The 26,373-nt window shown below is 72.6% G+C and carries 21 protein-coding genes; 4 read left to right on the top strand and 17 right to left on the bottom strand.

Annotation, left to right across the window (positions count from 1 at the left end):
- Positions 1–2: 2 nt before the first annotated feature.
- The 9 genes from rimM to ACK2IS_RS06395 all read right to left on the bottom strand — a co-directional run bounded on the left by rimM (position 3) and on the right by ACK2IS_RS06395 (position 10,910).
- On the bottom strand, positions 3–536 hold the full coding sequence (gene rimM / locus ACK2IS_RS06435) for a ribosome maturation factor RimM (protein WP_409485314.1): 534 nt from the start codon (positions 534–536) through the stop codon (positions 3–5).
- 104 nt (positions 537–640) lie between these two features.
- Positions 641–883, bottom strand: a complete 243-nt coding sequence (locus ACK2IS_RS06430; RefSeq protein WP_409485313.1) for an RNA-binding protein — start codon at positions 881–883, stop codon at positions 641–643.
- Between the two features lie 2 nt (positions 884–885).
- Entirely contained in the window at positions 886–1,446 is a 561-nt protein-coding gene (rpsP, locus tag ACK2IS_RS06425; protein WP_409485312.1) for a 30S ribosomal protein S16, read from the bottom strand.
- Positions 1,447–1,630: 184 nt separating this feature from the next.
- The gene (locus ACK2IS_RS06420; RefSeq protein ID WP_409485643.1) at positions 1,631–3,391 is read right to left on the bottom strand and encodes a putative bifunctional diguanylate cyclase/phosphodiesterase; all 1,761 of its coding nucleotides are present in this window, start codon (positions 3,389–3,391) and stop codon (positions 1,631–1,633) included.
- Between the two features lie 983 nt (positions 3,392–4,374).
- Positions 4,375–5,490 (bottom strand): substrate-binding domain-containing protein, encoded by a 1,116-nt coding sequence (locus ACK2IS_RS06415; protein WP_409485311.1) that lies wholly within the window; start codon positions 5,488–5,490, stop codon positions 4,375–4,377.
- An 88-nt stretch (positions 5,491–5,578) separates the two neighbouring features.
- Entirely contained in the window at positions 5,579–6,850 is a 1,272-nt protein-coding gene (gene mmsB / locus ACK2IS_RS06410) for a multiple monosaccharide ABC transporter permease (protein WP_409485310.1), read from the bottom strand.
- A gap of 18 nt (positions 6,851–6,868) precedes the next feature.
- Complete coding sequence (mmsA, locus tag ACK2IS_RS06405) at positions 6,869–8,449, bottom strand: multiple monosaccharide ABC transporter ATP-binding protein (protein ID WP_409485309.1); 1,581 nt, start codon at positions 8,447–8,449, stop codon at positions 6,869–6,871.
- Between the two features lie 81 nt (positions 8,450–8,530).
- Positions 8,531–9,739, bottom strand: coding sequence for an ROK family protein (locus ACK2IS_RS06400; RefSeq protein WP_409485308.1), 1,209 nt, complete (start codon positions 9,737–9,739; stop codon positions 8,531–8,533).
- An 88-nt stretch (positions 9,740–9,827) separates the two neighbouring features.
- Positions 9,828–10,910, bottom strand: coding sequence for an amidohydrolase family protein (locus ACK2IS_RS06395; RefSeq protein WP_409485307.1), 1,083 nt, complete (start codon positions 10,908–10,910; stop codon positions 9,828–9,830).
- A gap of 288 nt (positions 10,911–11,198) precedes the next feature.
- On the opposite strand from ACK2IS_RS06395, the gene ACK2IS_RS06390 reads away from it, so the two are divergent.
- The 3 genes from ACK2IS_RS06390 (at position 11,199) to ACK2IS_RS06380 (ending at position 13,797) form a co-directional block, all read left to right on the top strand.
- Positions 11,199–12,416, top strand: a complete 1,218-nt coding sequence (locus ACK2IS_RS06390) for a glycosyltransferase family 2 protein (RefSeq protein ID WP_409485306.1) — start codon at positions 11,199–11,201, stop codon at positions 12,414–12,416.
- Position 12,417: 1 nt separating this feature from the next.
- Complete coding sequence (locus tag ACK2IS_RS06385; RefSeq protein WP_409485305.1) at positions 12,418–12,612, top strand: hypothetical protein; 195 nt, start codon at positions 12,418–12,420, stop codon at positions 12,610–12,612.
- A 135-nt stretch (positions 12,613–12,747) separates the two neighbouring features.
- Entirely contained in the window at positions 12,748–13,797 is a 1,050-nt protein-coding gene (locus ACK2IS_RS06380) for a glycoside hydrolase family 26 protein (RefSeq protein WP_409485304.1), read from the top strand.
- 96 nt (positions 13,798–13,893) lie between these two features.
- Here the strand turns inward: ACK2IS_RS06380 and ffh are convergent, their stop codons facing one another.
- The 8 genes from ffh to ACK2IS_RS06340 form a co-directional block, all read right to left on the bottom strand.
- Complete coding sequence (ffh, locus tag ACK2IS_RS06375; RefSeq protein ID WP_409485303.1) at positions 13,894–15,486, bottom strand: signal recognition particle protein; 1,593 nt, start codon at positions 15,484–15,486, stop codon at positions 13,894–13,896.
- The gene (locus ACK2IS_RS06370; RefSeq protein WP_409485302.1) at positions 15,467–16,834 is read right to left on the bottom strand and encodes an ammonium transporter; all 1,368 of its coding nucleotides are present in this window, start codon (positions 16,832–16,834) and stop codon (positions 15,467–15,469) included. Before ACK2IS_RS06370 ends, ffh begins: the two co-directional genes overlap by 20 nt.
- A 77-nt stretch (positions 16,835–16,911) precedes the next feature.
- Positions 16,912–17,457: a mismatch-specific DNA-glycosylase gene (locus ACK2IS_RS06365; RefSeq protein WP_409485642.1), complete on the bottom strand. Its 546-nt coding sequence runs from the start codon at positions 17,455–17,457 to the stop codon at positions 16,912–16,914.
- 136 nt (positions 17,458–17,593) lie between these two features.
- Positions 17,594–18,940 (bottom strand): signal recognition particle-docking protein FtsY, encoded by a 1,347-nt coding sequence (gene ftsY / locus ACK2IS_RS06360; RefSeq protein ID WP_409485301.1) that lies wholly within the window; start codon positions 18,938–18,940, stop codon positions 17,594–17,596.
- A 168-nt stretch (positions 18,941–19,108) separates the two neighbouring features.
- Positions 19,109–19,300: a hypothetical protein gene (locus tag ACK2IS_RS06355; RefSeq protein ID WP_409485300.1), complete on the bottom strand. Its 192-nt coding sequence runs from the start codon at positions 19,298–19,300 to the stop codon at positions 19,109–19,111.
- Positions 19,301–19,366: 66 nt separating this feature from the next.
- Entirely contained in the window at positions 19,367–23,071 is a 3,705-nt protein-coding gene (gene smc / locus ACK2IS_RS06350) for a chromosome segregation protein SMC (protein WP_409485299.1), read from the bottom strand.
- Between the two features lie 146 nt (positions 23,072–23,217).
- Positions 23,218–23,805, bottom strand: coding sequence for a GNAT family N-acetyltransferase (locus ACK2IS_RS06345; RefSeq protein ID WP_409485298.1), 588 nt, complete (start codon positions 23,803–23,805; stop codon positions 23,218–23,220).
- Between the two features lie 159 nt (positions 23,806–23,964).
- Entirely contained in the window at positions 23,965–24,273 is a 309-nt protein-coding gene (locus tag ACK2IS_RS06340; protein ID WP_409485297.1) for an acylphosphatase, read from the bottom strand.
- 94 nt (positions 24,274–24,367) lie between these two features.
- On the opposite strand from ACK2IS_RS06340, the gene ACK2IS_RS06335 reads away from it, so the two are divergent.
- Positions 24,368–26,308: a M3 family metallopeptidase gene (locus ACK2IS_RS06335; RefSeq protein ID WP_409485296.1), complete on the top strand. Its 1,941-nt coding sequence runs from the start codon at positions 24,368–24,370 to the stop codon at positions 26,306–26,308.
- Positions 26,309–26,373: the final 65 nt, after the last annotated feature.

Here is a 26,373-nt window from a genome sequence, read left to right as displayed (position 1 = left end):
GGTCACCCCTCCGCGAGGTCGAACAGCCCCGCCGGTGCGTCCATGACGATCCGGCCCCCCGGCACGTCGACGACGGGCACGATGGCCTCGACGAAGGGGACCAGGCCCTCCCGCCCGTCGGACAGGCGGACCTCGAGCAGGTCCTGCACCGCGCGGGGGTCGAGCCCGACGACCTCACCGACGACCTGCCCCTGCGGGTCCTCCACCCGCAGGCCCACGAGATCGCTCTCGTAGTAGCCCTCCTCGTCGTCCTCCTCGGCCGAGATGGCGTCGGTGGAGAGGACGAGCAGGGCGTTGCGCAGGGACTCGGCGCCGGTGCGGTCCGGGATCTGCTCGAAGGCCAGCAGCCACACACCGTTGTGCAGGCGCGCCGAGCGCAGGGTCAGCTCGCGCGGCACCCCCGAGCCGGGACGGGCCTCGGTGGCGAAGCTCACCCCGGGCACGAAGCGCGAGCCCGGGTCGTCGGTGCGGCTCTCCACGGTGACCTCACCGCGCAGGCCGTGAGCCTTGCCGATGCGGGCGACGACGACGTCCATGGGGGGTCCTCCTGCGGTCGGTGCGCGGTCTGCCCGGGTGCGGACAGACCACGAGGGGCGTATGCCGGAACCGGCACACGCCCCTCGTCAGTGCTGCTGCGTGCTCAGCGCACGCGGTCGGTGTCGACGATGTCGACGCGGACCTGCTTGCCGCCGGCCAGCGCGCCCAGCACGGTGCGCAGGGCGCTGGCCGTGCGGCCGGAGCGGCCGATCACGCGCCCGAGGTCGTCCGGGTGGACGCGGACCTCGAGCACCTCCCCGCGGCGGAGCTCCTTGCGGCGCACCACCACGTCGTCATCGTGGTCGACGATGCCCTTGACGAGGTGCTCGAGAGCCTCCTCGAGCACGATCAGGCCTCGGCCTTCTCGGTGGTCGCCGCGTCCTCGACGGACTCACCGGCCGGGACCTCCTCGGCCTCTGCGGCACCGGCGGCCTCCGCGGCCTCCGTCGCGTCGGTCGTGGCCGGGGCCTCGGTGGTGGGCTCGACCGGAGCGGCGTCAGCCTTGGGCTCCTCGGTCTTGGGCTCCTCCTTGGCCTTCTTGGCCTTCGGAGCCTCCTTGGGCTCGAGCTCGGCCTTGGCGAGGGCCTCGTTGTAGAGCTCCTGCTTGGACCGCTTGGGCTCCTTGACCTGCAGGGTGCCCTCGGCGCCCGGCAGACCCTTGAACTTCTGCCAGTCACCGGTGATCTTCAGCAGCGCGGCGACCTGCTCGGTCGGCTGGGCGCCGACACCCAGCCAGTACTGCGCGCGCTCGGAGTCGATCTCGATGCGGGAGGGCTGCTCGGTCGGGTGGTACAGACCGATCTCCTCGATCGCACGACCGTCGCGCTTGGTGCGCGAGTCCATGACGACGACGCGGTAGTACGGAGCACGGATCTTGCCCATGCGCTTCAGGCGAATCTTGACGGCCACGAGTGTGGTGTCTCCTTGGATGTGATGTGGGTGAGACCGGTCACGACACCGTGGGGACAGGCGCGGACGGACTCGGGTGGACACGACAGGCTCGGTGAGAGGGTCCGCACCCGGCGCATACGAGGGTCCATCATGCCAGACCGGCGCCCTCCGCGTGACATCCGCCGTACGGGCTCATCCGTGTTCATCCGCGCTCCGGCGGACCGGCGTCGCCGTGGTCCGCCAGCAGCTGCTCGAGGTCGAAGGACTCCGGGATCTGCGCGATCGAGGAGAACTCGTCGAAGAGGTGCCCCTGCGCGTAGTCGCAGCCCAGGTCGCGCAGCACCCGCCCGACGCAGGCCTGCTCGATGCCTTCGGCGACGACCTGGAGGCCGAGGGTCTGGGCCATGGTGATGACGGCGGCGACCAGGGTGCGGTCGGAGTCGCTGTGGGCGGCGCGCACGACCAGGGAGCGGTCGATCTTGAGCAGCTGCACGGGCATCCAGGACAGGTGGACCATCGAGCTGTGGCCGGTGCTGAAGTCGTCGATGGCCAGTCGCACCCCGGCGTCGGCGAGGTTGCGCAGGACCTCGGCCTCGGCGGAGGCGACGTCCACGAAGGACCGCTCGGTGACCTCCACCACCAGGCGCTCGCGGGAGATGCCCGCGTCGTCGAGACGTCCGGTCAGGTCGGCGAGCAGCCCGGGTCGGCGCAGCTCGCGGGGCCCCAGGTTGATGGCCACGAAGCGAGGCGGCGGGCCGGACGCGAGGTCACCGATGGCCGCTGCCATGACGACCCGTCCGAGCTGGTCGATCAGCCCGGACTCCTCGGCGATCTCGATGAACTCCGCGGCCCGGACCCGCCGGCCGTCCTCCTCGAGGCGGCACAGGGCCTCGACCCCGACGACCTCACCGGTGCGCAGATCCACGATGGGGTCGTAGGCCGGGAGGATGCGCCCGTCCTCCAGCGCCCGGCGGACCCGGTGCTCCACCTCGAAACGGCGCAGCGCCTGCTCGCGGTCGGCCTGGCCGAAGACGTAGATCCCGCCCCCGCCCTCGGCCTTGGAGCGGTGCAGGGCCACGTCGGCGTCGCGCAGGAGGTCCAGGTCGGTGCCTCCGACGCTGCGCGGCGAGCCGGGGCCGGTCTGCACCACCCCGATGCTGATCTCGGGCCGCACCGCGCCGACGCCGGGCAGGTCGATGGGGCTGGCCAGCTCCAGGACGAGGGTGCGGGCCAGGGCGACGGCGTCCAGCTGGCCCTCGCTGTCGACCAGCACGCAGAACTCGTCACCGCCGAGGCGGGCGACGCAGGTGCTGCCGGACAGGGTGAGGACCGCCGTCTCGAGCCGCCGGCCGACCACGGACAGCAGCGCGTCACCGACGTCGTGCCCGTGTGCGTCGTTGACCACCTTGAACCGGTCCAGGTCGAGGTAGAGCACCGTGCGCCAGGTGCCCGGGCCCACCGGGACCCGTAGGCGGGCCAGCAGCGCCTCCCTGGAGTAGAGCCCGGTCAGCTCGTCGTGGGCGGCTCGCCAGGTGAGCTCGGCGGTGCGCTGCCGGACGAGCAGCCGCAGCTCCTGCTCACGGCGGCGGGAGCGCTCGAGGTCGGCCCGCAGGAGGTCGACCTGGTGCTGCTCGGCCAGGGTGCGGGCCCGGTCGGCAGCCTCCGTACGCTGCTCGGCCCGCAGGGCCTCCCGCTGCTCCTTGAGCAGCTCCAGGGCCGCGCGTTCGTCGCCCGCGCGCTCGACCGCCTCGGCGAGCACGTCGTACACCGCCTCGCGGTGGGCGCTCGGCAACGCTCTGGCGGGGGCGTACGGCGCGAGAGCGCGCACGGCGGCCTGGGGGTCGCCGGCCCGCAGGTGGGCCGTCGCCAGGGCGAGGACGGTGGCGAGGGTGGGGTCGCCCGCGGTCCGCGCCTCGTCGTCGGCGAGGCGACGCAGCTGGTCGGGGGCCTCGGGGTCGCCCATCGCCGCCTTGACGGTCGCCACCCGGCGCAGGTGCTCGCTGGGGTTGAGGCCGGCCTGGACGCCGAGCCCCGCGGCCCGCTCGCTCTCGGCGAGGGCCTCCTCGCCCCGCCCCGCGGCGAGGAGCAGTTCGGCGCGGATGCCGTGCAGCCGCGCGTCGGCGGCGTCGGAGCGCGGCTGCCCGTCCGCCTGCAGTGCGCGGTCGACGTAGGGCAGGCCGAGCTCGGGCTTGCCCAGCGAGAGCATGAGCTGGGCGAGTCGGGCGAGGAGCAGACCCCGCACGCCGCCGTCGGGGTCCACGTCCAGGCCGGCGCCGAAGGCCAGCATCGCCGCCTCGGGGTCCCCCGCCGTCGCGGCGCACTGCCCCTCCAGCGCGTGGTACGCGGCGAGGGCCCGACGGGCGAGCGGATGCTCGGGAAGGGGCAGTCCCAGCGAGGACTGGGCGGCCTGGCCGCACTCGCGGGCGCGCCCGACGTCCCCCACCGCGAGCAGCGCCTCACCGCGGCTGACCTGGGCCTGGATCTCCACGACCAGGCTCCACGGACTGGGGGGCAGGTCGTCCACGACCTGCAGCGCCCCCGCCGCGACCTGCAGGGCGGACCCGGGGTCGTTCTCCCCGAGGTAGCCGAGCTCGGCAGTCAGGTCGACGGCGCACTGGACGGTGGCGTCGTGGGTGATGTCGCGGTCGTCGCGGGTGAGGCGCTCCAGACGCCGGGTGGCGCGGGCGGCGCGGCGGATCCGCAGGGCGGCGTCGCTGGCCGCCAGCCCGACACGCAGGAGAGCCGAGTCGTCGCGGACTCGGCCCTGCTGGGGATCGTGCAGGCTCACAGGGCACATCATGCCCGACGATGTGCACTCAGAGTCACGAATCGCTACTTCTGGTTATATCTGGCCGTGGTGGCGCCGGGACGAGCGCGACGACCCGAAAGCCTCCCCGCCAGGGCAGGGAGGCTTTCGGGCACCGCTGTCGACGGCTCAGGCCGAGGTCACTTCACCAAGGACGAGAGGGTCGGGTCGTTGGCGTAGGCCTCCTTGGCGTTGGCCTTGGTCACGATGACCGGCTCCAAGAGGTTGGCCGGGACGACCTTGACGCCGTTGTTGTACGACTTCTCGTCGTTGACGGTCGGCTTCTGACCGGCCTGCAGGGCCTTGGTCATCTCGATCGCGGCGGCCACCAGCTTGCGGGTGTCCTTGTTGATGGTGGAGTACTGCTCCCCCGCCAGGATCGACTTCACGGACTCGACCTCGGAGTCCTGGCCGGTGACGACCGGGACCGGCTTGCCGGCCTGCTTGACCGAGGTCATGACGGCGCGCGCGAGCGTGTCGTTGGGCGACAGGACCCCGTCCAGCGCGGCGGAGGCGTAGTGCGCCGCCAGCAGGTTGTCCATGCGCTTCTGGGCGTTCTCGGCCTTCCAGTCCTGGGTGACGGCCTGCTGGAAGGTCGACTGGCCGGAGACGACCTTGAGGGTGCCGTCCTTGATCTTGGGCTGCAGCACGCTCATGGCCCCGTCGAAGAAGACCTTGGAGTTGGCGTCGTCGGGCGAGCCGGCGAAGAGCTCGACGTCGTAGGGGCCGTTGGGCTTCTTGGCCTTGAGTCCGTCGAGCAGCGCGGTGCCCTGCAGCACGCCCACCTTGAAGTTGTCGAAGGCGACGTAGTAGTCGACGGCGTCGGTGTTGGTGAGCAGCCGGTCGTAGGCGATGACGGTGACGCCCTGCTGCTTGGCGGCCTTGAGCTGGCTGCCCAGCTGGGAGCCGTCGACGGCGCCGACGATCAGGACCTTGGCGCCCTTGGTGACCATGGACTGGATCTGGTTCTGCTGCTCGGCCACACCGTTGTTGGCGAACTGGACGTCGGCCTTGAAGCCTTCCTTGGCCAGGTCGGTCTTGAAGATGTTCTCCGCGAGAACCCAGTTCTCCGAGGTCTTCTTGGGCAGGGCCACGCCGATGAGGGCGTCCTTGGCGAAGCCCGAGGCGCCGGCCCCGCCGGAGGCCTGGGCCGAGGTCGTCGCGGAGGTGGTGGTCTTCTCCTCCGCGCGGCCGCAACCCGTCAGGGCCAGGCCGACGACCGAGAGGGCCACGACGGAGGTGGTGAGCTTGCGCATGGGTGGTTCCTGTCTGTGCTGGTTCTTGGGGGCGTATGGCGCACGCCGGGTCGCCGTCGCGCGCGGTGGGGGTCCTGGGTCGGAGGACTCAGGCCTCGGTGCGGACGACGGCGTCGGTCGTCTCGGTGCGCTCCGCGGTGGTCGGCACGGAACGCCCGCCGCCACGGTTGGTGAGCATGCCGATGATCGAGGGACGGCCCTGCATCTTGTTGATCACGTCGAAGGCGACGGCGGCGAGCAGCACGAGCCCCTTGATGATGGCGGTGATCTCCGCGGTCACGCCCAGCAGGGACAGCCCGTTGTTGAGCACGGCCATGACCAGGCCACCGATGATCGACCCGACGACGGTGCCGACGCCGCCGCTGACCGCGGCCCCGCCGATGAAGACGGCGGCGATCGCGTCCAGCTCCCAGCCGAGGCCGTCGGCCGGTCCCGAGGCGGTGGAGCGGGCGACGAACATCATCCCGGCCAGGGCGGCGAGGACCGACATGTTCATCATCACCAGGAAGTTGACCTTCTTGGCCTTGACGCCGGACAGCTCGGCGGCATGCTTGTTGCCGCCGACGGCATACACATGACGGCCGAGGACGGTGCGGCTGGAGATGAAGCCGTAGAGCAGGACCAGCGCGACGAGGATCAGGCCGGAGACCGGGAAGGACGTGCCGCGGCGCCCGGAGGCCATGAGCATGGCCACGCCCATGATGGCGGCGCACACCAGGAGCAGCCGCAGCCCCAGGGTCAGCGCGTCCTCGCGCTGCAGACCGATGCGGCGCTGGTTGGCCCGGTTGCGCAGGGCACCCCCGACGATGGCCAGGCAGGCCAGCGCACCGAGGAGCACCGTGAGGTTGTTGTAGCCGGTGGCGGGACCGACCTCGGGCAGGTAGCCCGAGCCGATCTGCTGGAAGCCCTCGGGCACCGGGATGGTCAGCGACTTGCCGATCCACTGGTTGACCCCGCGGAAGACGAGCATGCCTGCCAGCGTGGTGATGAAGGCCGGGACGCCGACGTAGGCGACCCAGAAGCCCTGCCAGGCGCCGATCACGGCACCGATGGCCAGGCCCAGGAGGATCGCGAGGGGCCAGGACAGGTGCCAGTCCCGCATGGCGATGGCCACGATGATGCCGACCGCGGCGGCCACCGAGCCCACCGACAGGTCGATGTGCCCGGCGATGATGACGAGCACCATGCCGATGGCGAGCACCAGGACGTAGGCGTTGCCCTGGAGGATGTTGATGACGTTGGTGGGGTCGAGGGCCAGGCCGTCGGTCCGCCAGGTGAAGAAGGCGATCAGCGCGAGCAGGGCGATGATCATCCCGAACTGGCGCAGGTCCCCGCCGAAGACGTTCTTGAGCTTGGTCATGGTGCAGCTGCTCCCAGGTCAGGCCGTGGCGGCCGGTGCGTGGACGGAGGACGTGAGCGTCATCAGACGCATGAGGCTCTCCTGCGTCGCCTCCTCACGGTCGAGGCAGCCCGTGATGGCCCCCTCGCAGATGGTGTAGATGCGGTCGGACAGCCCGAGGAGCTCGGGCAGCTCCGAGGAGACGACGACCACGCCCTTCCCCTCCAGCGCGAGCTGCTGGATGATCCCGTAGATCTCGAACTTGGCGCCGACGTCGATGCCGCGGGTGGGCTCGTCGAGGATGAGCACCTCGGGGTCGGTGAACAACCACTTGGCCAGGACGACCTTCTGCTGGTTGCCGCCGGAGAGCTTGGCCACGCCCTCGTCGACCGAGGGGGTCTTGGTGCGCATCGACAGGCGGTACCGGTCGGCCCACTCGTACTCCTTGTCCCGGTCGACGACGCCGGCGGGTGCGATCTTGCCGAGCTTGGCCGAGACCGTGGTGCGCTTGATGTCGTCCAGCAGGTTCAGGCCCAGGGACTTGCGGTCCTCGGTGACGTAGCCCAGCCCCTCCCGGATGGCGGTGGGGACGTCGGTCAGGCTGAGCCGGCGCCCGTCCAGGAAGGCCTCGCCGCCACGAAAGATCCCGTAGGAGTGGCCGAACAACGACCGCATCAGCTCGGTCCGGCCGGCTCCCATGAGCCCGGCGAAGCCCACGATCTCGCCCCGGCGGACCGTGAAGCTCGACCGCTTGCAGACCAGCCGGCCGGGGACCTGCGGGTGCTCCACGGTCCAGCCGCGCACCTCCAGCAGGGTCTCGCCGATCTGCGGGGTGTACTCGGGGAAGCGGGAGTCCAGCGGGCGTCCGACCATCGAGCGGATGATCCGGTCCTCGTCGACCCCGCCGGCGTGGACGTCCAGCGTCTCGATCGAGCGGCCGTCGCGGATGATGGTGATCGAGTCGGCGATCGCGGCGATCTCGCCGAGCTTGTGGCTGATCATGATGCTCGTGATGCCCCGCTCGCGCAGACCCCGCATCAGGGTCAGCAGGTGCGCCGAGTCCTCCTCGTTGAGGGCGGCGGTGGGCTCGTCCAGGATGAGCAGCCGTACGTTCTTGTTCAGCGCCTTGGCGATCTCCACGAGCTGCTGCTTGCCGACGCCGATGTTCTTGACCGGGGTCTCGGGATCGTCGCGCAGGCCGACCAGGTCCAGCAGCTCGCGGGCCCGCTGGTTGGTGCGCACCCAGTCGATCACGCCGCCGCGACTGGCCTCGTTGCCGAGGAAGATGTTCTCCGCGATGGACAGCTCGGGGATGAGTGCGAGCTCCTGGTGGATGATCACGATCCCGGCGCGCTCGCTGGCGCGGATGTCCCGGAAGGCCGTCTCGGCGCCGTCGTACATGATCCGGCCCTCGTAGCTGCCGTGCGGGTAGACACCGGACAGCACCTTCATCAGCGTCGACTTGCCGGCGCCGTTCTCGCCGCAGATCGCGTGGACCTCACCGGCGCGCACGGCCATGGAGACCTCGTCCAGCGCCTTGACGCCGGGAAACTCCTTGGTGATGCGGACCATCTCCAGGAGAACGGGTCGGTCTCCCGGGGGCTGGAGGGTCGTGCTCATCGTGGTCCCTTCTTCGCGACCTGACGGCATCGTTACCGCCTCATGTTCAGGAAGTGAACTCTGGATCGCTGGATTCGTCAACTACCCCGCGTGTCGGAGCGGCACCTGCGCCGCGTCGTGAGCAGCGCCTGCGGCGCCCATCGCCTCGGCCCGGGCGCCCAGGGTCTCCAGGGCCAGCGTGGTCGACGCGGCGACCACGGGCGGCGTCGCGCGCTCCAACCCGCGGCGGGTGGCGGCGAGCAGCAGGTCCCCGACGCCGGTGAGCGGCCCGGCGAGCAGGACGACCTCGGGGTTGAGCAGGTTGCACAGTCCGCCGAGGACCTGTCCGAGGGCCAGCCCGGCGTCCTCGAGGACCCGCAGCGCCGCCAGGTCGCGCGCCTGCACGAGCTGCAGCAGCTCGGAGGTGCGCGGGGTGCGACCGGTGGAGGCGGCCAGCGCGGAGAGCATCGTCGGGATGGCGGCGACGGTCTCCAGGCACCCGCGGTTGCCGCACCGGCACACCGGACCGAAGGGCTGGACCTGCAGGTGCCCGAGCTCGCCGGTGATGCCGATCTGCCCGCGGTGCACCTGGCCCCCGAGGACGAGTCCCGCGCCGATACCACTCGCCACCTTGACGAACACCAGGTGGTCGGCGCCGGAGTGGTCGCCCCAGCGGTGCTCGGCCAGCGCACCGAGGTTGGCGTCGTTGTCGACGACGACCGGCATGGCCAGGCGCTCGGCCAGCGCGGGACGCAGCTCCAGGCCCACCCACTCCGGCAGGACGGCGGCGTGACCCACGACACCGGTCCGCGCGTCGATGGGTCCGGGGATGCCGACTCCCGCCCCGACCAGCTCGGACCGGCTGACCCCGGCGTCGGCCAGCGTGCGGTCCAGCATGGAGTCCATCAGCACCAGGCAGCGCTCGGGCCCGTGACCGGCAGCGATGCCCTCGTAGGACTCGCCGAGGACCGATCCGTCCTCGGCGGCGAGGAGCAGGCGCACGTGGCGTCGCCCCACGTCGATGCCGACGGCGACGGCGAGCTCCTTGCGGGCCAGGGCCACCCGCACCGCACGCCGCCCGGACGAGGTGGTCGGGTCCGTGGTCACCAGCCCCTCGTCCCCGAGGGCGCGCACCAGGTTGGAGACCGTGGCGGGCGACAGGCCGGTGGCCCGCGCCAGTGCCGCCTGGGTCATCGCCCCCCGGAACCGCAGGGTGTCGATCACCCTCTCGTAGTTGGCCCTTCGCAGTGCGCTGGGCGACCCGGCGCCCCGTGGGGCTCGGCCGGGGACCGGGGTGTCGTCGTTGACCATGGGCCCACTGTGGCCCTCTCCACGTCTGGCGTCAAGAAGTAAATTCAACGTGATTTTTAGTCGACATAACTTGTACGCAGAGTTATTTCTACGCCAGGCGCGTCCCCCGCAGCACCACCGCTCGGGGGAAGGCCAGCACGTCGATCTCCGCCCGCGGATCGGCGGCGTAGACGCACAGGTCGGCGGGTGCCCCCTCCTCCAGACCGGGTCGCCCGAGCCAACGCCGGGCCCCCCAGCTCACCGCGTCCAGCACCTCCGCCGCCGTCAGGCCCGCGGCCCGCAGCTCCCGCGCCTCGGACCCGACGAGCCCGTGCGGCAGCGCTCCCCCGGCGTCGGTGCCGACGTACACCGGCACCCCGGCCTCGTGCGCGGCCCGGACCGTCTCGTGCCGGGCCGCGTGCAGGTCCAGCATGTGCCGGTGGTAGGCCGGGAACTTCGTCCGGGCCGGCTCGGCGATCTGCGGGAAGGTCGCGATGTTGACCAGGGTCGGGACGATCGCGATCCCCTGACGCGCGTAGTCGTCCACGACCGAGCCGCGCAGCCCGGTGGCGTGCTCGACGCAGTCGATGCCGGCGCGCGCCAGCTGCGGCAGGACCTCCTCGCCGAAGCAGTGGGCGGTGACCCTGGCTCCGGCCTCGTGCGCGGCGGCGATGGCGGCGGTGACGACCTCCTCCGGCCAGCAGGGCGCCAGATCACCGGTGTCGCGGTCGATCCAGTCGCCGACGAGCTTGACCCACCCGTCGCCGCGCGCCGCCTGCTCGCGGACGGCCGCGACGAGCAGGTCCGGCTCCACCTCGTCGGCATACCCCCGCAGGTAGCGACGGGTGCGCGCGATGTGTCGCCCGGCCCGGATCACGACCGGCAGGTCCGCACGGTCATCGATCCAGCGGGTGTCGGCGGGCGAGCCCGCGTCCCGGATCAGCAGGGTCCCGGCGGCGCGGTCCCCCAGGATCTGCCGCTCGGCGGTCTCGGCGTCCACCTCGCCGTGGGCGTCCAGCCCGACGTGGCAGTGGGCGTCGACCAGCCCGGGCAGCACCCAGCCGGCGATGGTCTCGACGTCGCCGGCCGGTCGCTCGAAGGTCACCCGACCGTCCACCACCCACAGCTCGTCGCGGACCTCCTCGGGGCCCACGAGGACCGGACCGGACAGGTGCAGGGCTGCGGCGCTCATGGTGGCGACCCTAGCGGCGGAACCGTTAGGAAGGGCGGTCGTGAATCACGTTCCAGCCCAGTGGCGTGTAGTCACTTTCCGTATGCTTTTACGCACAGCAGTCATTACGGTGAGATGCTGACATATCACTCATCGAAGTAGTCACAGGCCGATGCGGTAAACCCGGCGCCGGACGCGCACCAAGGCGCAGTGACGACCCGTTTGCTGGTTGTGACAGGAGGGGCCGACAGCCCCGGTCATCGACAGGGTCGCCACCGCCCGACCCTTCCCCGCTTCCCGGAGCCCACCATGCCCGCCACCTTCGTGCCGACGCCCTTCGACGTCCTCGGCCTTGAGCCGGCCGGCGCCGCGACCCCGAACCCCCTGCCCCCCGAGCCCGCCTACGGCCGCGTCCATGTCCTGGTGCCGGCGCACGACGAGGAGGCGGGGATCGCCCAGACCCTGCAGGCCCTGCGGGAGCAGACCTACCAGCCGTGGTCCGTGACGGTGATCGCCGACAACTGCAGCGACCGCACGGTGGAGATCGCCCGCGGGATGGGCGTCACGGTCGTCGAGACCGTCGGCAACACCGACAAGAAGGCCGGGGCTCTCAACCAGGTCCTCGACACCCTGCTGCCGACGCTGGGCGAGTCGGACCTGATCTTCGTGCAGGACGCGGACTCGGCGCTGGAGCGGCACTTCCTCGCCAACGCCGCCCGCTACCTCACCCGTCACGACCACCTCGGCGCCGTGGGCGGCACCTTTCGCGCGCAGCCCGCCCTCCAGCGGGAGCGCACCCGACGCCGCGAGCCGTCGACCGAGCGCTGGCAGCGTCAGGCCTGGAACCTCAACTCACGCTTCCTGCGGCACCTGCAGGACAACGAGTACGCCCGCTACGCCCGCGACGTGCGACGCCTCGACGGCAAGTGCCTCGTGGTCACCGGCACCGCGGCGATGTTCCGGGCCACCATGCTGCAGGACCTCAGCCGGGCTCGGCTCGACGGCCGACTCCCCGCAGGCGACGGCAAGGGCGGGATCTACGACCCCCGGGTCCTCACCGAGGACAACGAGCTGTCGTTCGCCATCATGCACCTGGGCTACGAGCTCCTGGCGCCCCCGAACTGCCTGCTCACCACCGAGGCGATGCCGACCTGGCGCGAGCTGTGGCAGCAGCGGCTGCGCTGGAAGCGCGGCGCCGTCGAGAACTGCGTGCAGTACGGCCTCACCGCCGTCACCCGCCCCTACTGGGGCCGGCAGCTGCTCACCATGCTGGGCGTCCTGGTCACGATCCTCTACCTGTCGGACCTCGCCCTCACCCTCGCGCTCGGTCACTTCACCCTTCAGCCACTCTGGGCGGCGGTGACCGGGATCTTCTGCCTGGAGCGGTTCGTGACGATCCGGGACAAGGGGATCAAGCAGATGGCGCTCAGCGCCACGATGTACGAGCTCCCGTTCGACTTCTTCCTGCAAGCCACCCACGCGAAGGCCTACGCCGACGCGCTCATCGGAACCGAAAGGACATGGTGACATGTACAACAACCCCGCTCCGGTCTTCGCCGCCGGCGTGACCGGTGGACTGACCTACGCCGGGTTCGAGAACCTCTACTACGCGATGGGCGCCTTCGCTCTCGTGGCCGCGGCCTCCGCGGTCAAGCGCATGATGCCGGTTTACCGCACGCGGTCGGCCCGCGCCCGCGCCGCCATGATCTCCGAGAACGCCTGATCCTGGGCGCTCCCGGCGTCACCAGACCAGCGCCGACGGCCGGTCCCGCAGCTGCGGGACCGGCCGTTGGTCCGTCCGGGCAGACTTGGCTAGATACAGAAAGTAGTTGATGATTACGCTTCGTACTGTCGGGCGATGCGCCTCCCCCGCCGTGCCCTCCTGTCCCTCGCCCTCGGAGCTGCCGCGATGACCGCCACCGCGGGCAGCTCGGACGCCGTCTCCCCCGCCCCCCGGCCCAGCACCGCTCCCCGCACCCTGGCCGACTCCTCGGTCCCGCTCGTCCTGGGCGCCTACAGCCAGGGCATGGACAAGGACCCCACGGTGCTGGACCGGACAGCCTCCGCCCTCGGGCGGCCCCTGGCCGTCGCGAGCGTCTTCCGCGGCAAAGGTGACGACGCCTGGTGGCCATACCCCGCAGATCGGACCCTCGGGATGCGCCGGACGCTGCTCGTGGCGTGGTCGCTGGAGGACTACGGCAGCTATGCCTGGTGGGCGTCCGGCCAGGGCGACGCCGTGCTGCGCGACAAGGCCCGCACGCTGCGTGCCTACGGACGCCCCGTCGTGCTGCGCCCCTGGGCCGAGATGAACGCCGACTGGGTGGCCCACCAGGTCACCACCGGCACCCCCAAGCCCGCCGGAGGATCCCCCGAGCAGTTCCGGGCCGCCTGGCGGCGCGCGGTCGACATCTTCCGCCACGAGGGAGCCACCAACGTGCGCTGGGCGTTCAACCCCACCACCGACACCTACGCCGGCACCAGCGACGTGCGCGCGTTCTACCCCGGCGACGACGTCGTCGACGTCCTGGGCCTGGACGGCTACAACTGGGGCACCACGGCCACCACCGACCTCGGCTGGCGCGCCTTCGACGACGTGTACGCCGCGCAGTACGCCCGCCTGGTCGGGCTCGCCCCCACCAAGCCCGTGTGGCTGTGCGAGATATCGTCGGCCGACCCCGCCAGCGCGGGGGTCTCGGCGGTGCGGGCGACCGCACCGGCCGGGCAGACCAAGGGCCTGTGGTGGCAGGACACCTTCGCGCACCTGCGCACCGGCTACCGCAACGTCCAGGCCGTGGTCGTCTTCGACGTCGACAAGGAGCGCGACTGGCGGGTGGCGAGCTCGGCCGAGGCGCTCCGCGGGCTGCGCACCGCAGTCAGCTCCCCGATCTACAAGCCGCGCCTCGGCTGACCGTGGCCGGGACCATCTCCGCTCCGCAGGCGCAGGTATGACGACAGGCCCGGGTGCACCGGGCCTCTCGTCATACCTGCTGGGTCGGTCGAGGGCTCACTTGCCCAGCATGCCGCCGAAGCCCTTGGGCAGCTGGGACAGGTCGAGCTCGGAGGGGTCGGGCATCGCGCCCTCGCCGAAGGCCGAGCCGAAGGCGTTCTCCTTGGCGGCCCTGGCCTTCTCGGCCGCGGCCCGCTCCTGCTCCGCGCGCTTGGCGGGGTTGCCCGACTTGGCCTTCTTGCGGGCGGGCTGCTGCTTGGCCTTCTTGCCGCCGGGGGCTCCGGGCATCCCCGGCATACCGCCGCCGCGGCGCAGCTGGCGCATCATCTTCTGCGCCTCGCCGAAGCGCTCGAGCAGCTGGTTGACCTCGGAGACGGTGACGCCGGAGCCCTTGGCGATGCGCGAGCGGCGGGAGCCGTTGATCTGCTTGGGGTGGGTCCGCTCGAAGGGCGTCATGGACCGCACGATTGCCTCGACCCGGTCGAACTCCCGCTCGTCCAGCGCATTGATGGCGTCGCGCATCTGGTTCATGCCCGGCATCATCCCGAGCATCGACTTGAGGTTGCCCATCCGCTTGATGGCGGACATCTGCTGCAGGAAGTCGTCGAAGGTGAAGTCCTCCTCCGCCAGGAACTTCCGGGCCATCTCGTCGGCCTGGCGACGGTCGAAGGCCTTCTCCGCCTGCTCGATCAGGGTGAGCACGTCACCCATGTCCAGGATGCGGCTGGCCATCCGGTCGGGGTGGAAGACCTCGAAGTCCTTCACGCCCTCGCCGGTGGAGGCGAACATGATCGGCTTGCCGGTCGTGTGGGCCACCGACAGCGCGGCACCGCCACGGGCGTCGCCGTCGAGCTTGGACAGGACCACGCCGGTGAAGTTGACGCCCCGCTGGAAGGCGTCGGCCGTCTCGACGGCGGCCTGGCCGATCATCGCGTCGATGACGAAGAGGACCTCGTCGGGGTCGATGGCGGCCCGGATGTCCGCGGCCTGCTTCATCAGCACCTCGTCGATCGCCAGGCGTCCGGCGGTGTCCACGATGACCACGTCGCGCTGCTGACGGCGGGCCTCGGTGACGCCGTCGCGGGCCACGGCGATCGGGTCGCCGTAGCCGCGGGTGCCCGAGCCGGTCTCGATCGCCGCGTCGTAGCCCGACACGTTGCCGCGCTCGGGGGCGTAGACGGGGACGCCGGCACGCTCGCCGACCACCTGCAGCTGGGTGACGGCGTTGGGGCGCTGGAGGTCGGCCGCGACGAGCATCGGGGTGTGCCCCTGCTCCTTGAGCCAGTAGGCCAGCTTGCCCGCGAGCGTGGTCTTGCCCGCACCCTGCAGACCGGCCAGCATGATGACCGTCGGTGGCTGCTTGGCGAACTCGATCCGCCGGGTCTGGCCGCCGAGGATCTCGACCAGCTCGTCGTTGACGATCTTGACGACCTGCTGGGCGGGGTTGAGCGCCTCGTGCACCTCCGCCCCGAGCGCCCGCTCGCGCACGGCCGCGGTGAAGTGACGCACGACGGGCAGCGCCACGTCGGCGTCGAGCAGGGCGACCCGGATGTCGCGGACCGTGGAGTTGACGTCCTTCTCGGTGATGCGCCCCTTGGAGCGCAGGTGCTTGAAGGTGTCGGTCAGACGGTCAGACAGGCTGGTGAACACCGGACAAGGTTACCGGCTGACCCTCGTGCCCCCGACACGGTCCGTCCCCGTCGCGCGCCTCGGCCGCCGCGGGGCGGCGACCGGTGCCGACGGGGGTCAGGTCGTAGCCGGTCTCGGCGTGCTCGGTCGTGTCCACGCCCTGCAGCTCCTCCTCGTCGGTGACCCGGAAGCCCATGGTGCGGTCGACGACCGTCCCGAGGACCCAGGAGACCACGAAGGAGTAGCCGAGGACCGCGAGCGCGCCGGCGGCCTGGCGCCACAGCTGGTCCGGTCCACCGCCGTACGCCAGGCCGGCCACGGTGCCCGCCGGGACCGAGCGGGTGGCGAGGACGCCGACCGCGAGGGTACCGGTCAGTCCGCCGACCAGGTGCACGCCGACGACGTCCAGCGAGTCGTCGAGGCCGATCCGGAACTTCAGGCCGACCGCGCAGGCGCACACCGCCCCCGCCACCGCACCGATGACGATGCCGCCGACCGGGCTGACCGCGGCGCAGGCGGGGGTGATGGCGACCAGGCCCGCGACGACCCCGGAGGCGGCGCCGAGGGACGTGGCGTGCCCGTCGCGCAGCCGCTCGGTGAGCAACCAGCCGCACATCCCCGCGGCGGCCGCGCCCAGGGTGTTGATCCAGGCGATCCCGGCGAGCGGACCGGCGCCGAGCGCGGACCCGGCGTCGAAGCCGAACCAGCCGAACCACAGCAGCCCGGTGCCCAGCATGACCAGGGTCAGGTTGTGCGGCCGCATCGGGTCGGTGCCGAAACCGCGGCGCCTGCCGAGCACCAGCGCCAGGGCGAGGGCCGCCGCGCCGGCGTCGATGTGGATCGCGGTGCCCCCGGCGAAGTCGACCGCCTTGAGGCCGTTGACGATCCAGCCTCCGTGCGGGGAGACCACGCCGTCGAGCGAGAACACCCAGTGGGCCACCGGGAAGTACACCAGGAGCGCCCACGACGCCGTGAACACGCACCAGGCGCTGAACCTCGCGCGGTCGGCGATCGCACCGGAGATCAGGGCGACCGCGATGACGGCGAAGGCGCCCTGGAAACCCGCGAAGACGGTGGCCGGAACGGTCCCCACGACCGAGGTGGGGCTGAGCACGTGGTCGAGCCCGGCGAGCTCCACCGGGTTGCCGACGAGCCCGCCCATCGAGTCGCCGAAGGCCATCGAGTAGCCGACGAGGACCCACAGCACGCCCACGATCCCCATCGACGCGAAGCTCATCATCATCATGTTGAGCACGCTCCTGGAGCGCACCATGCCGCCGTAGAAGAGGGCGAGACCGGGGGTCATCAGCAGCACCAGGGCGGCACTGACGAGGAACCAGGCGGTGTCGCCGGTGTTGGTTGTGTGCATGTCTCCACCCTGCCGCGGGGGTGTTTCGGCGCGCCGCTCGGCGATATTTCCGCGACGTGAACCGAGGCCGCCGCAGGTTAACTCCGCGTGACACCGCCCAGGTGGCCGCCCATCGGGGGCACGAGCCCGGCGTCCGCCGCCGCCGCCCGCAGCGCCAGGCCGATGGAGTCCACGTCGTCGTGCGCGTTGAGCCCGCTCGGGTTGGGGACCACGTGCACGATCGCGCCGTGCCAGGGCTGCGGCTGCCGGCCGCGCACGACCTGCTTGACGCCGAAGGCGATGCGATAGGTGGAGATCCCGGCGAAGGCCACCACGCGCGGGTGTCGCTCGTCGACGAGGGCGGCGAGGCGCTCGACCCCGGCGCGCAGCTCCTCGGGGGCCAGCTCGTCGGCCCGGGCCGTGGCGCGCGGCACGAGGTTCGTCATGCCGATGCCGCGCTCCTCGACCAGCGCCCGGTCCTCGGCGCGCATCCCGCAGCTGACGTCGATGACGTGCCGGGCCAGCCCGGCCCGGTGCAGCGCCGGCCAGAACCTGTTGCCCGGTCGGGCGTAGTGGGCGTCCACGGCGGCGGACCACAGCGAGGGGTTGATGCCGACGACCAGCAGCGCCAGGCGCTCCGGCATCAGGTCGGTGATGACTCTCCCCCGGGCCTGCTCCAGCTCGGCGGCGGTGGGCCTGCGGCCCGTGACGTAGGCCGCGAGCCCGCCGCCCTGGCGGGCGGCGGGCTCGGGGTGCTCGGACACCATCAGCGCGGTGGCCTCACTCGACGATGGCGTCGACGAACGCCACCGGGTCGAAGGGCGCCAGGTCGTCGGGTCCCTCGCCGAGCCCCACGAGCTTGACCGGCACGCCGAGGGTGCGCTGGATGGCCACGACGATGCCGCCCTTGGCGGTGCCGTCGAGCTTGGTGAGGGCGATGCCGGTGATGGCGACCTGCTGGGCGAAGGCCTCGGCCTGACGCAGACCGTTCTGACCGGTGGTGGCGTCCAGGACGAGGATGACCTCGTCGACCTCGGAGGTCTTCTCGACCACGCGCTTGATCTTGCCGAGCTCGTCCATCAGGCCCACCTTGTTGTGCAGCCGACCGGCGGTGTCGAGGATGACCACGTCGGCCTCCTGCTCGATGCCGGCCTTGACCGCGTCGAAGGCCACGGCGGCGGGGTCGGCCCCGTCCCGGTCCGAGCGCACGGTGGCCACGCCGACGCGCTCCCCCCAGGTCTGGAGCTGGTCGGCGGCCGCGGCGCGGAAGGTGTCGGCCGCACCGAGGATCACCTCGCGGTCCTCCGCGACGAGGACCCGGGCCAGCTTGCCGACGGTGGTGGTCTTGCCGGTGCCGTTGACGCCCACGACCATGATCACCGCCGGGCGGTCGCCGCGTCGGGTGGAGGCGATGCGGCGGTCCATGGTGGGGTCGACGAGGGTGAGCAGGTCCGAGCGCAGCCACTCACGGGCCTCGGCCTCGCTCGTGGTGCCGTCGACCTTGACGTGGGTGCGCAGCTGGGCGACCAGCTCGGTGGTGGCTTGCACGCCGAGGTCGGACGCGAGGAGCGTGTCCTCGACCTCCTCCCAGGCCTCCTCGTCGAGCCGTCCGCTCGCCAGGAGGTTCAGCAGCGCGCGGCCGAAGGCCGTGTTGGACCGGGCCAGGCGGCTGCGGAGCTTGTAGAGCCGTCCGCGCGCCGACTCCGGACGGGAGGTGCCCACGTCCAGACCCTCGGCCTCGGGGGTGACGGCGACGGCCGGGTCACCGGGCGCGGTGAGGGCGGTGCTGCGACGCAGCCCCGCGGGGTCCACGTCGGGCACGGCGTCGGTGGCGGTCGCCCGGGTGGCTCCGCCCTGCGCCGGCTCGTCGAGGTCGGGGGCGGCGCCGGCAGGCGCGGTGCCGACGGAGGCGCCCAGCGCCGGCGCGTCCTTGGGCGCCTTGGGCTCCAGCACGTCGCCCCACGTCGGGGCGGGTGCGTCCCGACGTGGCGCCGGACGGGCGGAAGCAGGTGGCTTCGGGGCTTCCTTCGTCCGCCCGCCCCGGCCGCGGACGAGTCCGACGACGGCGACGGCGGAGAGGACGAGGATGCCGACGATCAGCAGCAGATAGTCCTGGAGGGTGTGCACGTCGCCATCCTCGCAAACCTCGGGGCCGGGCACACCTCGCGCGGCCGGGCCGGGACCCTGCGATCGGGGGGAGCGGGGCAGGACGAACCGAGCGGCCCTCCACCCGGACGGGCAGGAGGGCCGCTCGGCGGCGTCGCTGGGGAGCCGGGCTCGCGGCCCGGCGGGACGTCAGGCGCTGGCGCCGATCGCCTCCCGGCCGGAGCCCGAGGGGCAGGAGACGGTGGTCGCGGGGCGGGCGATCTCCTGGCCCTGGGCGGTCAGGGCGAGGGCACCGTCCTGCGCGGCCGGGATGGCCACCAGGGCGAGGATGACGATGGCGAGGGACAGGGCAAGGAGCATTCCGAGGATGACGACGACCATGGGTCCAGTGTGACGGTTGGGTCGCCCGCGACCTATGGGATCCGGGCTGTCGCGACAGGACTGTGATCAGATTGCTCCGACCGGGTGTGCCTCATTCACTTCCTCTACCAGGTCGTCACCAGGCACGACGTCACGATCGGCCAGATCCCGGATGCGCTGCGACACCACGGTCGTGACTCCGTCGCCACGCATGGTCACGCCATACAGGGCATCGGCCACCTGCATGGTGCGCTTCTGGTGGGTGATGACGATCAGCTGGGAGGAGTCCCGCAGCTCCTCGAAGATCGCGATCAACCGGCCGAGGTTGGCGTCGTCCAGCGCCGCCTCCACCTCGTCCATGATGTAGAAGGGGCTCGGCCGGGCCTTGAAGATGGCGACGAGCAGGGCCACCGCCACCAGCGAGCGCTCGCCGCCGGACAGCAGGGACAGCCGCTTGATCTTCTTGCCCGGCGGACGGGCCTCGACCTCGATGCCGGTCGTGAGCATGTCCTGCGGGTCGGTCAGCAGCAGGCGGCCCTCTCCGCCGGGGAACAGCCGCGCGAAGACCCCGACGAACTCCCGCGCGGTGTCGGCGAAGGCCTCGGCGAAGACCCGCTCCACCCGCTCGTCGACCTCCTTGACGATGTCGAGCAGGTCGCGTCGGGAGCGGCGCAGGTCGTCCAGCTGCTCGGTCAGGAAGGTGTGCCGCTCCTCCAGGGCCGCGAACTCCTCCAGCGCCAGGGGATTCACCCGGCCCAGGGCCGCGAGCCCTCGCTCGGCCTTGCGCAACCGCTTCGCCTGCTCCTCCCGGACGAACGCCACGGTGCGGGTCTGGGTGGGTGCGCCGTCGTCGGCGCCCTCGGCGGGCGGCTCGAGCACCGGGATCGGCTGGTGCGGACCGTACTCCTCCACGAGGACCGCAGGGTCGACGCCCAGCTCCTCCAGCGCCTTGCTCTCCAGCTGCTCGATCCGCAGCCGCTGCTGAGCCCGGGCCATCTCGTCGCGGTGCACCGAGTCGGTGAGGACGCGCAGCTCGTCCGCGAGGCGGGTGACGTCCGCGCGTACGGCGACCAGCCCGCTCTCCCGCTCGGCCTTGGCCCGCTCCGCCTGCTGCCGTCGACCGGCCGCGGCGACGACGAGCCCCTCGAGGACCGCCACGGCCCGCTCCGCCCCCGCGCGGACCGCGCACGCGGCGTCGGCCTCCCGGCGGCGTCGGGCCAGGCGCTCGGCGGCCTGGCGGCGGGAGAGCTCCTCCTGGACGGCCGCCCGCTCCAGGCCGGCGGCGCGCCCGCCGTGGGCCCGGACCCGCTCCTCGGTGGTGCGCAGGGTCAGCCGCAGCTCGGTCTCCTGGCCGCGGGCGGCCTGGGCCTCGGCGGCGAGCCGGTCCCGCTCCCGCGTGCTCGGCCCGGCCTCGTCCTCGGCCGCGGTGGTGCGCGCGTCGGCGAGCCGCTGCTCCAGCGCCGCCAGCTCGGTCCGGTCCCGCTCGATGCCGGCCCGCAGCTCGCCGCCGCGGCGGGCGGTGCGCTCCGCCTCGGCCCGGGCGCCGCGGGCGGTGGCCGCCAGCGAGCCGAGCCGCTCGGCGACCGCGGCGAGCTGGGCGTCGTTGTCGTTGAGCCGGTCCAGCGCGGCGTCCGCGGCCACGCCGGCCTGCTCCAGCCGGGCGGTCGCCCCCTGGAGCGCGAAGGCCGACCGCTCCCCCGCGGCCGTCGCGGCGGCCACGGCGGTCCGGGCCTCGTCGACGGCGGCCTGGATCTCCAGCTGGCTGGGGGCGCTGCCGGATCCCCCTCGTGCCCAGCCCGGCCCGTGCACGTCGCCCGCTGCGGTGACCGCCGTGACGTCCCGTGCGAGGACTTGCGCGACGAGGGCGTCAGGGGCGCCGTCCGGGAGCAGGGCCACCCGGTCGAGCAGGCGGTCGAGGGCGGGCCGCAGCTCGACGGGGGCCCGCTCCACGCAGTCCGCGGCCCACTCCACGTCGGGCGGCAGCACCGGTCGGTCGGCCACGGCCGTGCCGGAGCCCGAGGCCGGCCCGCTCACGGCGCCGGCGGCGACGCCCGCCTCGACGCTCGTCCGCGCGTCCGCGTCCGCGACGAGCAGGGTGACCTGGCCGGCGTCCTGGGAGCGCAGCCGCGCGAGCGCCGCCACCGCCTGCGGCCGACCCGCGACGGCCACGGCGTCGGACGCCCAGCCCAGGGCCGCGGCGACCTGGGCCTCCCGGCCGGCCCGGACCGTGACCAGGGACGCGAGCGGCCCCAGGACCCCGTCCGGCATACCGTCGAGGAGGGAGCCGGCGCCGTCCTTGCGCCGCAGCCCCAGCTCCAGAGCGCCCAGGCGTGCCTGCTGGGCCGCCCGCTCCTGGGTGGCGGCCCGGGCCTGCTCCTGCAGCCGGCGCACCTCGGCCTGGGCCGCCTCGCGCAAGGACTGCGCCTGCTCGTAGGCCTCGTCGAGGTCCTCCTCGCCCGCCTCCGCGTCGGCGATGGAGACCTCCAGGGCCCGGAACTGCCCGTCAGCCTCCTCCGCGCGCGCCCGCGAGGCGGCGACGGCCTCGTCCAGGCGCGACAGCTCGCCCTCGGCCGCCTCGATCCGGGACCGCCGGGCGGCGACCTGCCCCTGCAGGCGCGCGAGCCCCTCACGGCGGTCGGCCGCGGCCCGCGCGAGCCGGGCGAGCCGATCCACCTCCTGGGCGTGCTGCTGCTCCAGCTCGGCCCTGCGGGCGACGATCTCGTCGAGGTCGGCCTCGGCCTGGGTGACCTCGGCGGCCAGGGCCTGCTCCGTGGCACGTGCGGCGGCCGCCTCGGCGCGGAGCAGGTCCGGGTCCCGTCCGGCCGGGGCCGCCTGGTGGGGGTCGTCGGCGAGCAGCCGGGCGCGCTCGGCCGCGAGCTGCCCGGTCCCACCGATCCGGTCACGCCAGGAGCTGAGCTCGAACCACTCCTGCTGCGCCCGGGCGACCTGCGGCGCCAGCTCGGCGACCCCCGCCTCGAGGGTCGCCAGCTCGGCCTGCGCCACCCGCAGCGCCTCCTCGACCTCGGCCCGCCGCCGCAGCAGCGCCGTCTCGTCGGCGACCTCCTGCTCCAGGGTGCTGGTCAGCTGCACGAGATCGTCCGCCAGGAGCCGCAGCCGGGCGTCCCGGGCGTCCGCCTGGATGGTCGCGGCGCGGCGGGCCGTCTCGGCCTGGCGCCCGAGCGGCCCCAGCTGACGGCGGATCTCACCCGTGAGGTCCTGCACCCGCTGGAGGTTGCCCTGCATCTGGTCGAGCTTGCGCAGCGCGCGTTCCTTGCGCTTGCGGTGCTTGAGGACGCCGGCTGCCTCCTCGACGAACCCGCGTCGCTCCTCCGGGGTCGCGCGCAGCACCGCGTCCAGCTGCCCCTGGCCGACGATGACGTGCATCTCCCGGCCGATGCCGCTGTCGGACAACAGCTCCTGGATGTCGAGCAACCGACAGGGGGTGCCGTTGATGGCGTAGTCGGACCCGCCGTTGCGGAACATCGTCCGACGGATGGTCACCTCGGTGTAGTCGATCGGCAGGGCACCGTCGGAGTTGTCGATGGTGAGGCTGACCTCGGCGCGCCCCAGCGGCGGACGCCCGGCGGTGCCCGCGAAGATGACGTCCTCCATCTTGCCGCCGCGCAGCGTCTTGGCGCCCTGCTCCCCCATCACCCAGGCCAGCGCGTCGACGACGTTCGACTTGCCGGAGCCGTTGGGACCGACGACGCAGGTGATCCCCGGCTCCAGCCGGAAGGTCGTCGCGGACGCGAAGGACTTGAAGCCCTTCATCGTCAGCTGCTTGACGTACACGCGGTCACCCTAGCGGCCCGATCCAGTCAGACGTGTGACGCTGGGTGAGTGAGTATGTCGCAGGTCGCCATCCCCCGTCGGTCACCGGGGTACCCGGCCGCGGCTCGGCGGCGGGAGCCGCACCGGAGCCAGGTCACCCCTCGGCCTCAACGGGTGAGCGCCACCCGAGCGACGCGTCGGAAGCCGTGCCGCTCGTACCACGTGACCGGCCAGTCGTCCTCGTCGGCGCCGACGACCACGGTGTCGACCCCGTCCTGACGCAGCTGGGCGGTCACCCCCGCCATGAGCAGGTCGCCATACCCCTTGCCGCGGTGCCCGGGGAAGATGTCGACCTCCTGGAGCCGGGCACAGGTCACCCCCTGCTCCGTCACGCGAAAGATCCCGACCGCTCCCACCCGGGTGCTGCCGGCCGTGGCGAAGTACATCCGCAGGCCCAGTCGCGTGCAGCGCTCGTGGAGCACGCCGACCATCGAGAAGACCTGGTGCTGCGCCGTGCCCAGCTCGACCTCCACCCCCGTGCGGCGCTCGAGGTAGCCCGCCCAGTCCTCGCCGGAGACGATCGGCGTGAGCTCCACCCGGGTGGCGGACGAGCTCGTGGTGGTGGGGGTCCAGCCTGGCTCGTCCAGGGCGAGGAGGGCCTTGCCGACGGCATGGGGGTCCCGCAGGATCGTCGTCCGGGGAGAGAGGGCACGCTCCGAGGCCAGCACGGCCTCGACCAGGTCAGTCGCTGTCACCTGACCAGCCTAGCGGCATCAAATTCTTTATATGACAAATAAACTCATCGTGAGGCAGCCAGGCTCGAGCGCCTGCTCGGGGCACCTCGGCATACCACCAGGGGGGTATGCCGACGGTCCCCGGCCGGGCTCGTGATGCGGGATCGGGCGGACCGTCGACTACTTCTCGACGAAGCCCGTCACGTCCGGGCGCACCCGACCGGGCAGCGCCACGCAGGACTCCACCCGTCCGGGGCGGCGGCGAGCGCCGGAGGGGTCCACCGCCGCGGTCGGTGACAACCGGCGCCCCAGCTCGGCGACCGCGTCGGTCGGGCCCTGGGCGACGACCTCCACGCGCCCGTCGTCTATGTTGCGGGCGTGCCCGACGAGCCCGAGCTCCAGCGCCTGCGAGCGGGTCCACCACCGGAAACCCACACCCTGCACCCGCCCTCGCACGAAGTAGGTCGTGCGCACCGTCTCCTCGGTCATGCGCCGAGCATAGGTGCCCGCCCGGCCTCGACGGCAGTCCTCCCGGAGCCTCACCGCTCGACGGCGGGCCCGACCCCGCCGTTAGGCTGAGCGGGTGATCGCCGCCTCCGCCCTCCTCGCCCTGCCCGCCGACGCCACCGCCTGGCCCGACTGGGTGCGAGATCTCCTCGACGGCCGTCTCGCCGACGCCGCCCGACTGCATGAGGAGCTGCGTGCCCTGCCCGTTCCCGCCCCCGGCGACACCGCGGCCCGCGACCGGGTGCTGCGTCTCTGGGACGAGATCGGGGGGCACCTGCGGGGTGCCGCCGCCCCCGCCGAGCTCTTCGTCAACGTCCACCCCGACCCCGAGGTCCGGGCCCGCTGCGAGGAGGCCGCCGCCCGGGTCGTGGCGCTGGACACCGAGATCGGTCAGGACCGCGAGATCTACGCCCTGCTCGGGGGACTGGACCGCGAGGGGCTGGACGGGGACCGGCAGGTGCTGCTCGACCGGGCGCTGCGCGAGTTCCGCCGCGCCGCGGTCGACCGGGACGACCGGACCCGCGAGCGGGTCAAGGAGCTCGCCCGCCGGGCCGTGGAGCTGGGGCAGGACTTCGACCGCACGGTCCGCGACGACGTGCGCACCGTGCGGGTGCGTCCCGACCAGCTCGAGGGTCTGCCCCAGGACTGGATCGAGGCGCACACCCCCGACGCCGACGGGCTGATCACCCTGACGACGGACTACCCGGACCTGGTCCCCGTGCGGACCTTCGCCCGCGACCGAGGCGCCCGCACCGCCATCACCCAGGCCTGGATGCGCCGCGGGTGGCCCGACAACCAGCGCACCCTGGCGGACCTGCTGTCCACCCGGGACGAGCTGGCGCGCACGCTGGGCTACGCGGACTGGCCGTCATACGACGCCGAGGTCAAGATGATCGGGCGCGGCGACGCTATCCCCGAGTTCATCGACCGGATCAGCGCGCTCGCCCAGGACCGGGCCCTCGCCGATCGCGAGCAGCTGCTGACGCGGCTGCGCCAGGACGAGCCCCACGCCGACGGGCTCACCACGGCCGACACGCTCTACTACACCCAGGTGCTGTCCCATGAGTTGCACGCCGTCGACGCGCAGGAGGTGCGCTCCTACCTCGCCTTCGACAAGGCCCTCGCGGGCGTCCTGGACGTCACGAGCCGGCTGCTCGGCATCGACTGGACGCCGGTGCCCGACGCCCCGGTCTGGCACGAGGAGGTGCTGACGTACGACGCGCACGTCGACGGCGACCTGATCGGACGGATCTACCTCGACCTGCACCCGCGGGAGGGCAAGTTCGGCCACGCCGCGATGTTCGAGATGGTGGCGGGGGTCCGCGGCGGCGCCCTGGCCCAGGGTGCCCTGGCCTGCAACTTCAGCAAGGGCTACCTCGAGCACTCCCAGGTGACCACCTTGTTCCACGAGTTCGGGCACCTCGTGCACCACGTCCTCGGCGGCCGCGGCCCCTTCGCCCGGCACTCCGGGGTGGCCACCGAGTGGGACTTCGTGGAGGCCCCCTCGCAGATGCTCGAGCACTGGGCCTGGGAACCGGACGTGCTCGCGACCTTCGCCACCGACGACGAAGGCAGGCCGATCCCGCGCGAGCTCGTGGAGCGGATGCACGACGCCGACGGCCTCGGTCGTGGCCTGCACGTGTGCCGGCAGATGAGCCTGGCCGCCATGTCCTACTGGATGCACGCCCGGCCGGCGGACGACCTGGACGCCCAGAAGGACGAGCTCACCGCGCGCTACGACCTGGTGGCCCACCCTGCGGACACGCACTTCCACACGAGCTTCGGTCACCTCAACGGGTACTCGTCGGGCTACTACACCTACATGTGGTCGCTGGTGATCGCCGAGGACATGTTCAGCTGCTTCGACCGGCAGGACCTGATGGCGACCGGGCCGGCCCGGCGGTACCGCGAGCGGGTCCTCGAGCGGGGCGGCCACCGACCCGCCGCCGAGCTGGTCGAGACCCTGCTCGCACGCCCCCGGTCCGAGGATGCCTTCCGCCGCTGGCTGCAGGCCTGAGACCTGCCGGGGGCGGTCGGACCCGCCTGGGCGACCAGGCCCGGCGGATCCGACCGCCCCCGGCA

This window comes from Arsenicicoccus dermatophilus (assembly GCF_046267915.1).
Lineage (GTDB): Bacteria > Actinomycetota > Actinomycetes > Actinomycetales > Dermatophilaceae > Arsenicicoccus > Arsenicicoccus dermatophilus_A.
Note: the sequence above shows the minus strand (reverse complement) of the source record. Positions and strands in the feature narration are given on the sequence as shown.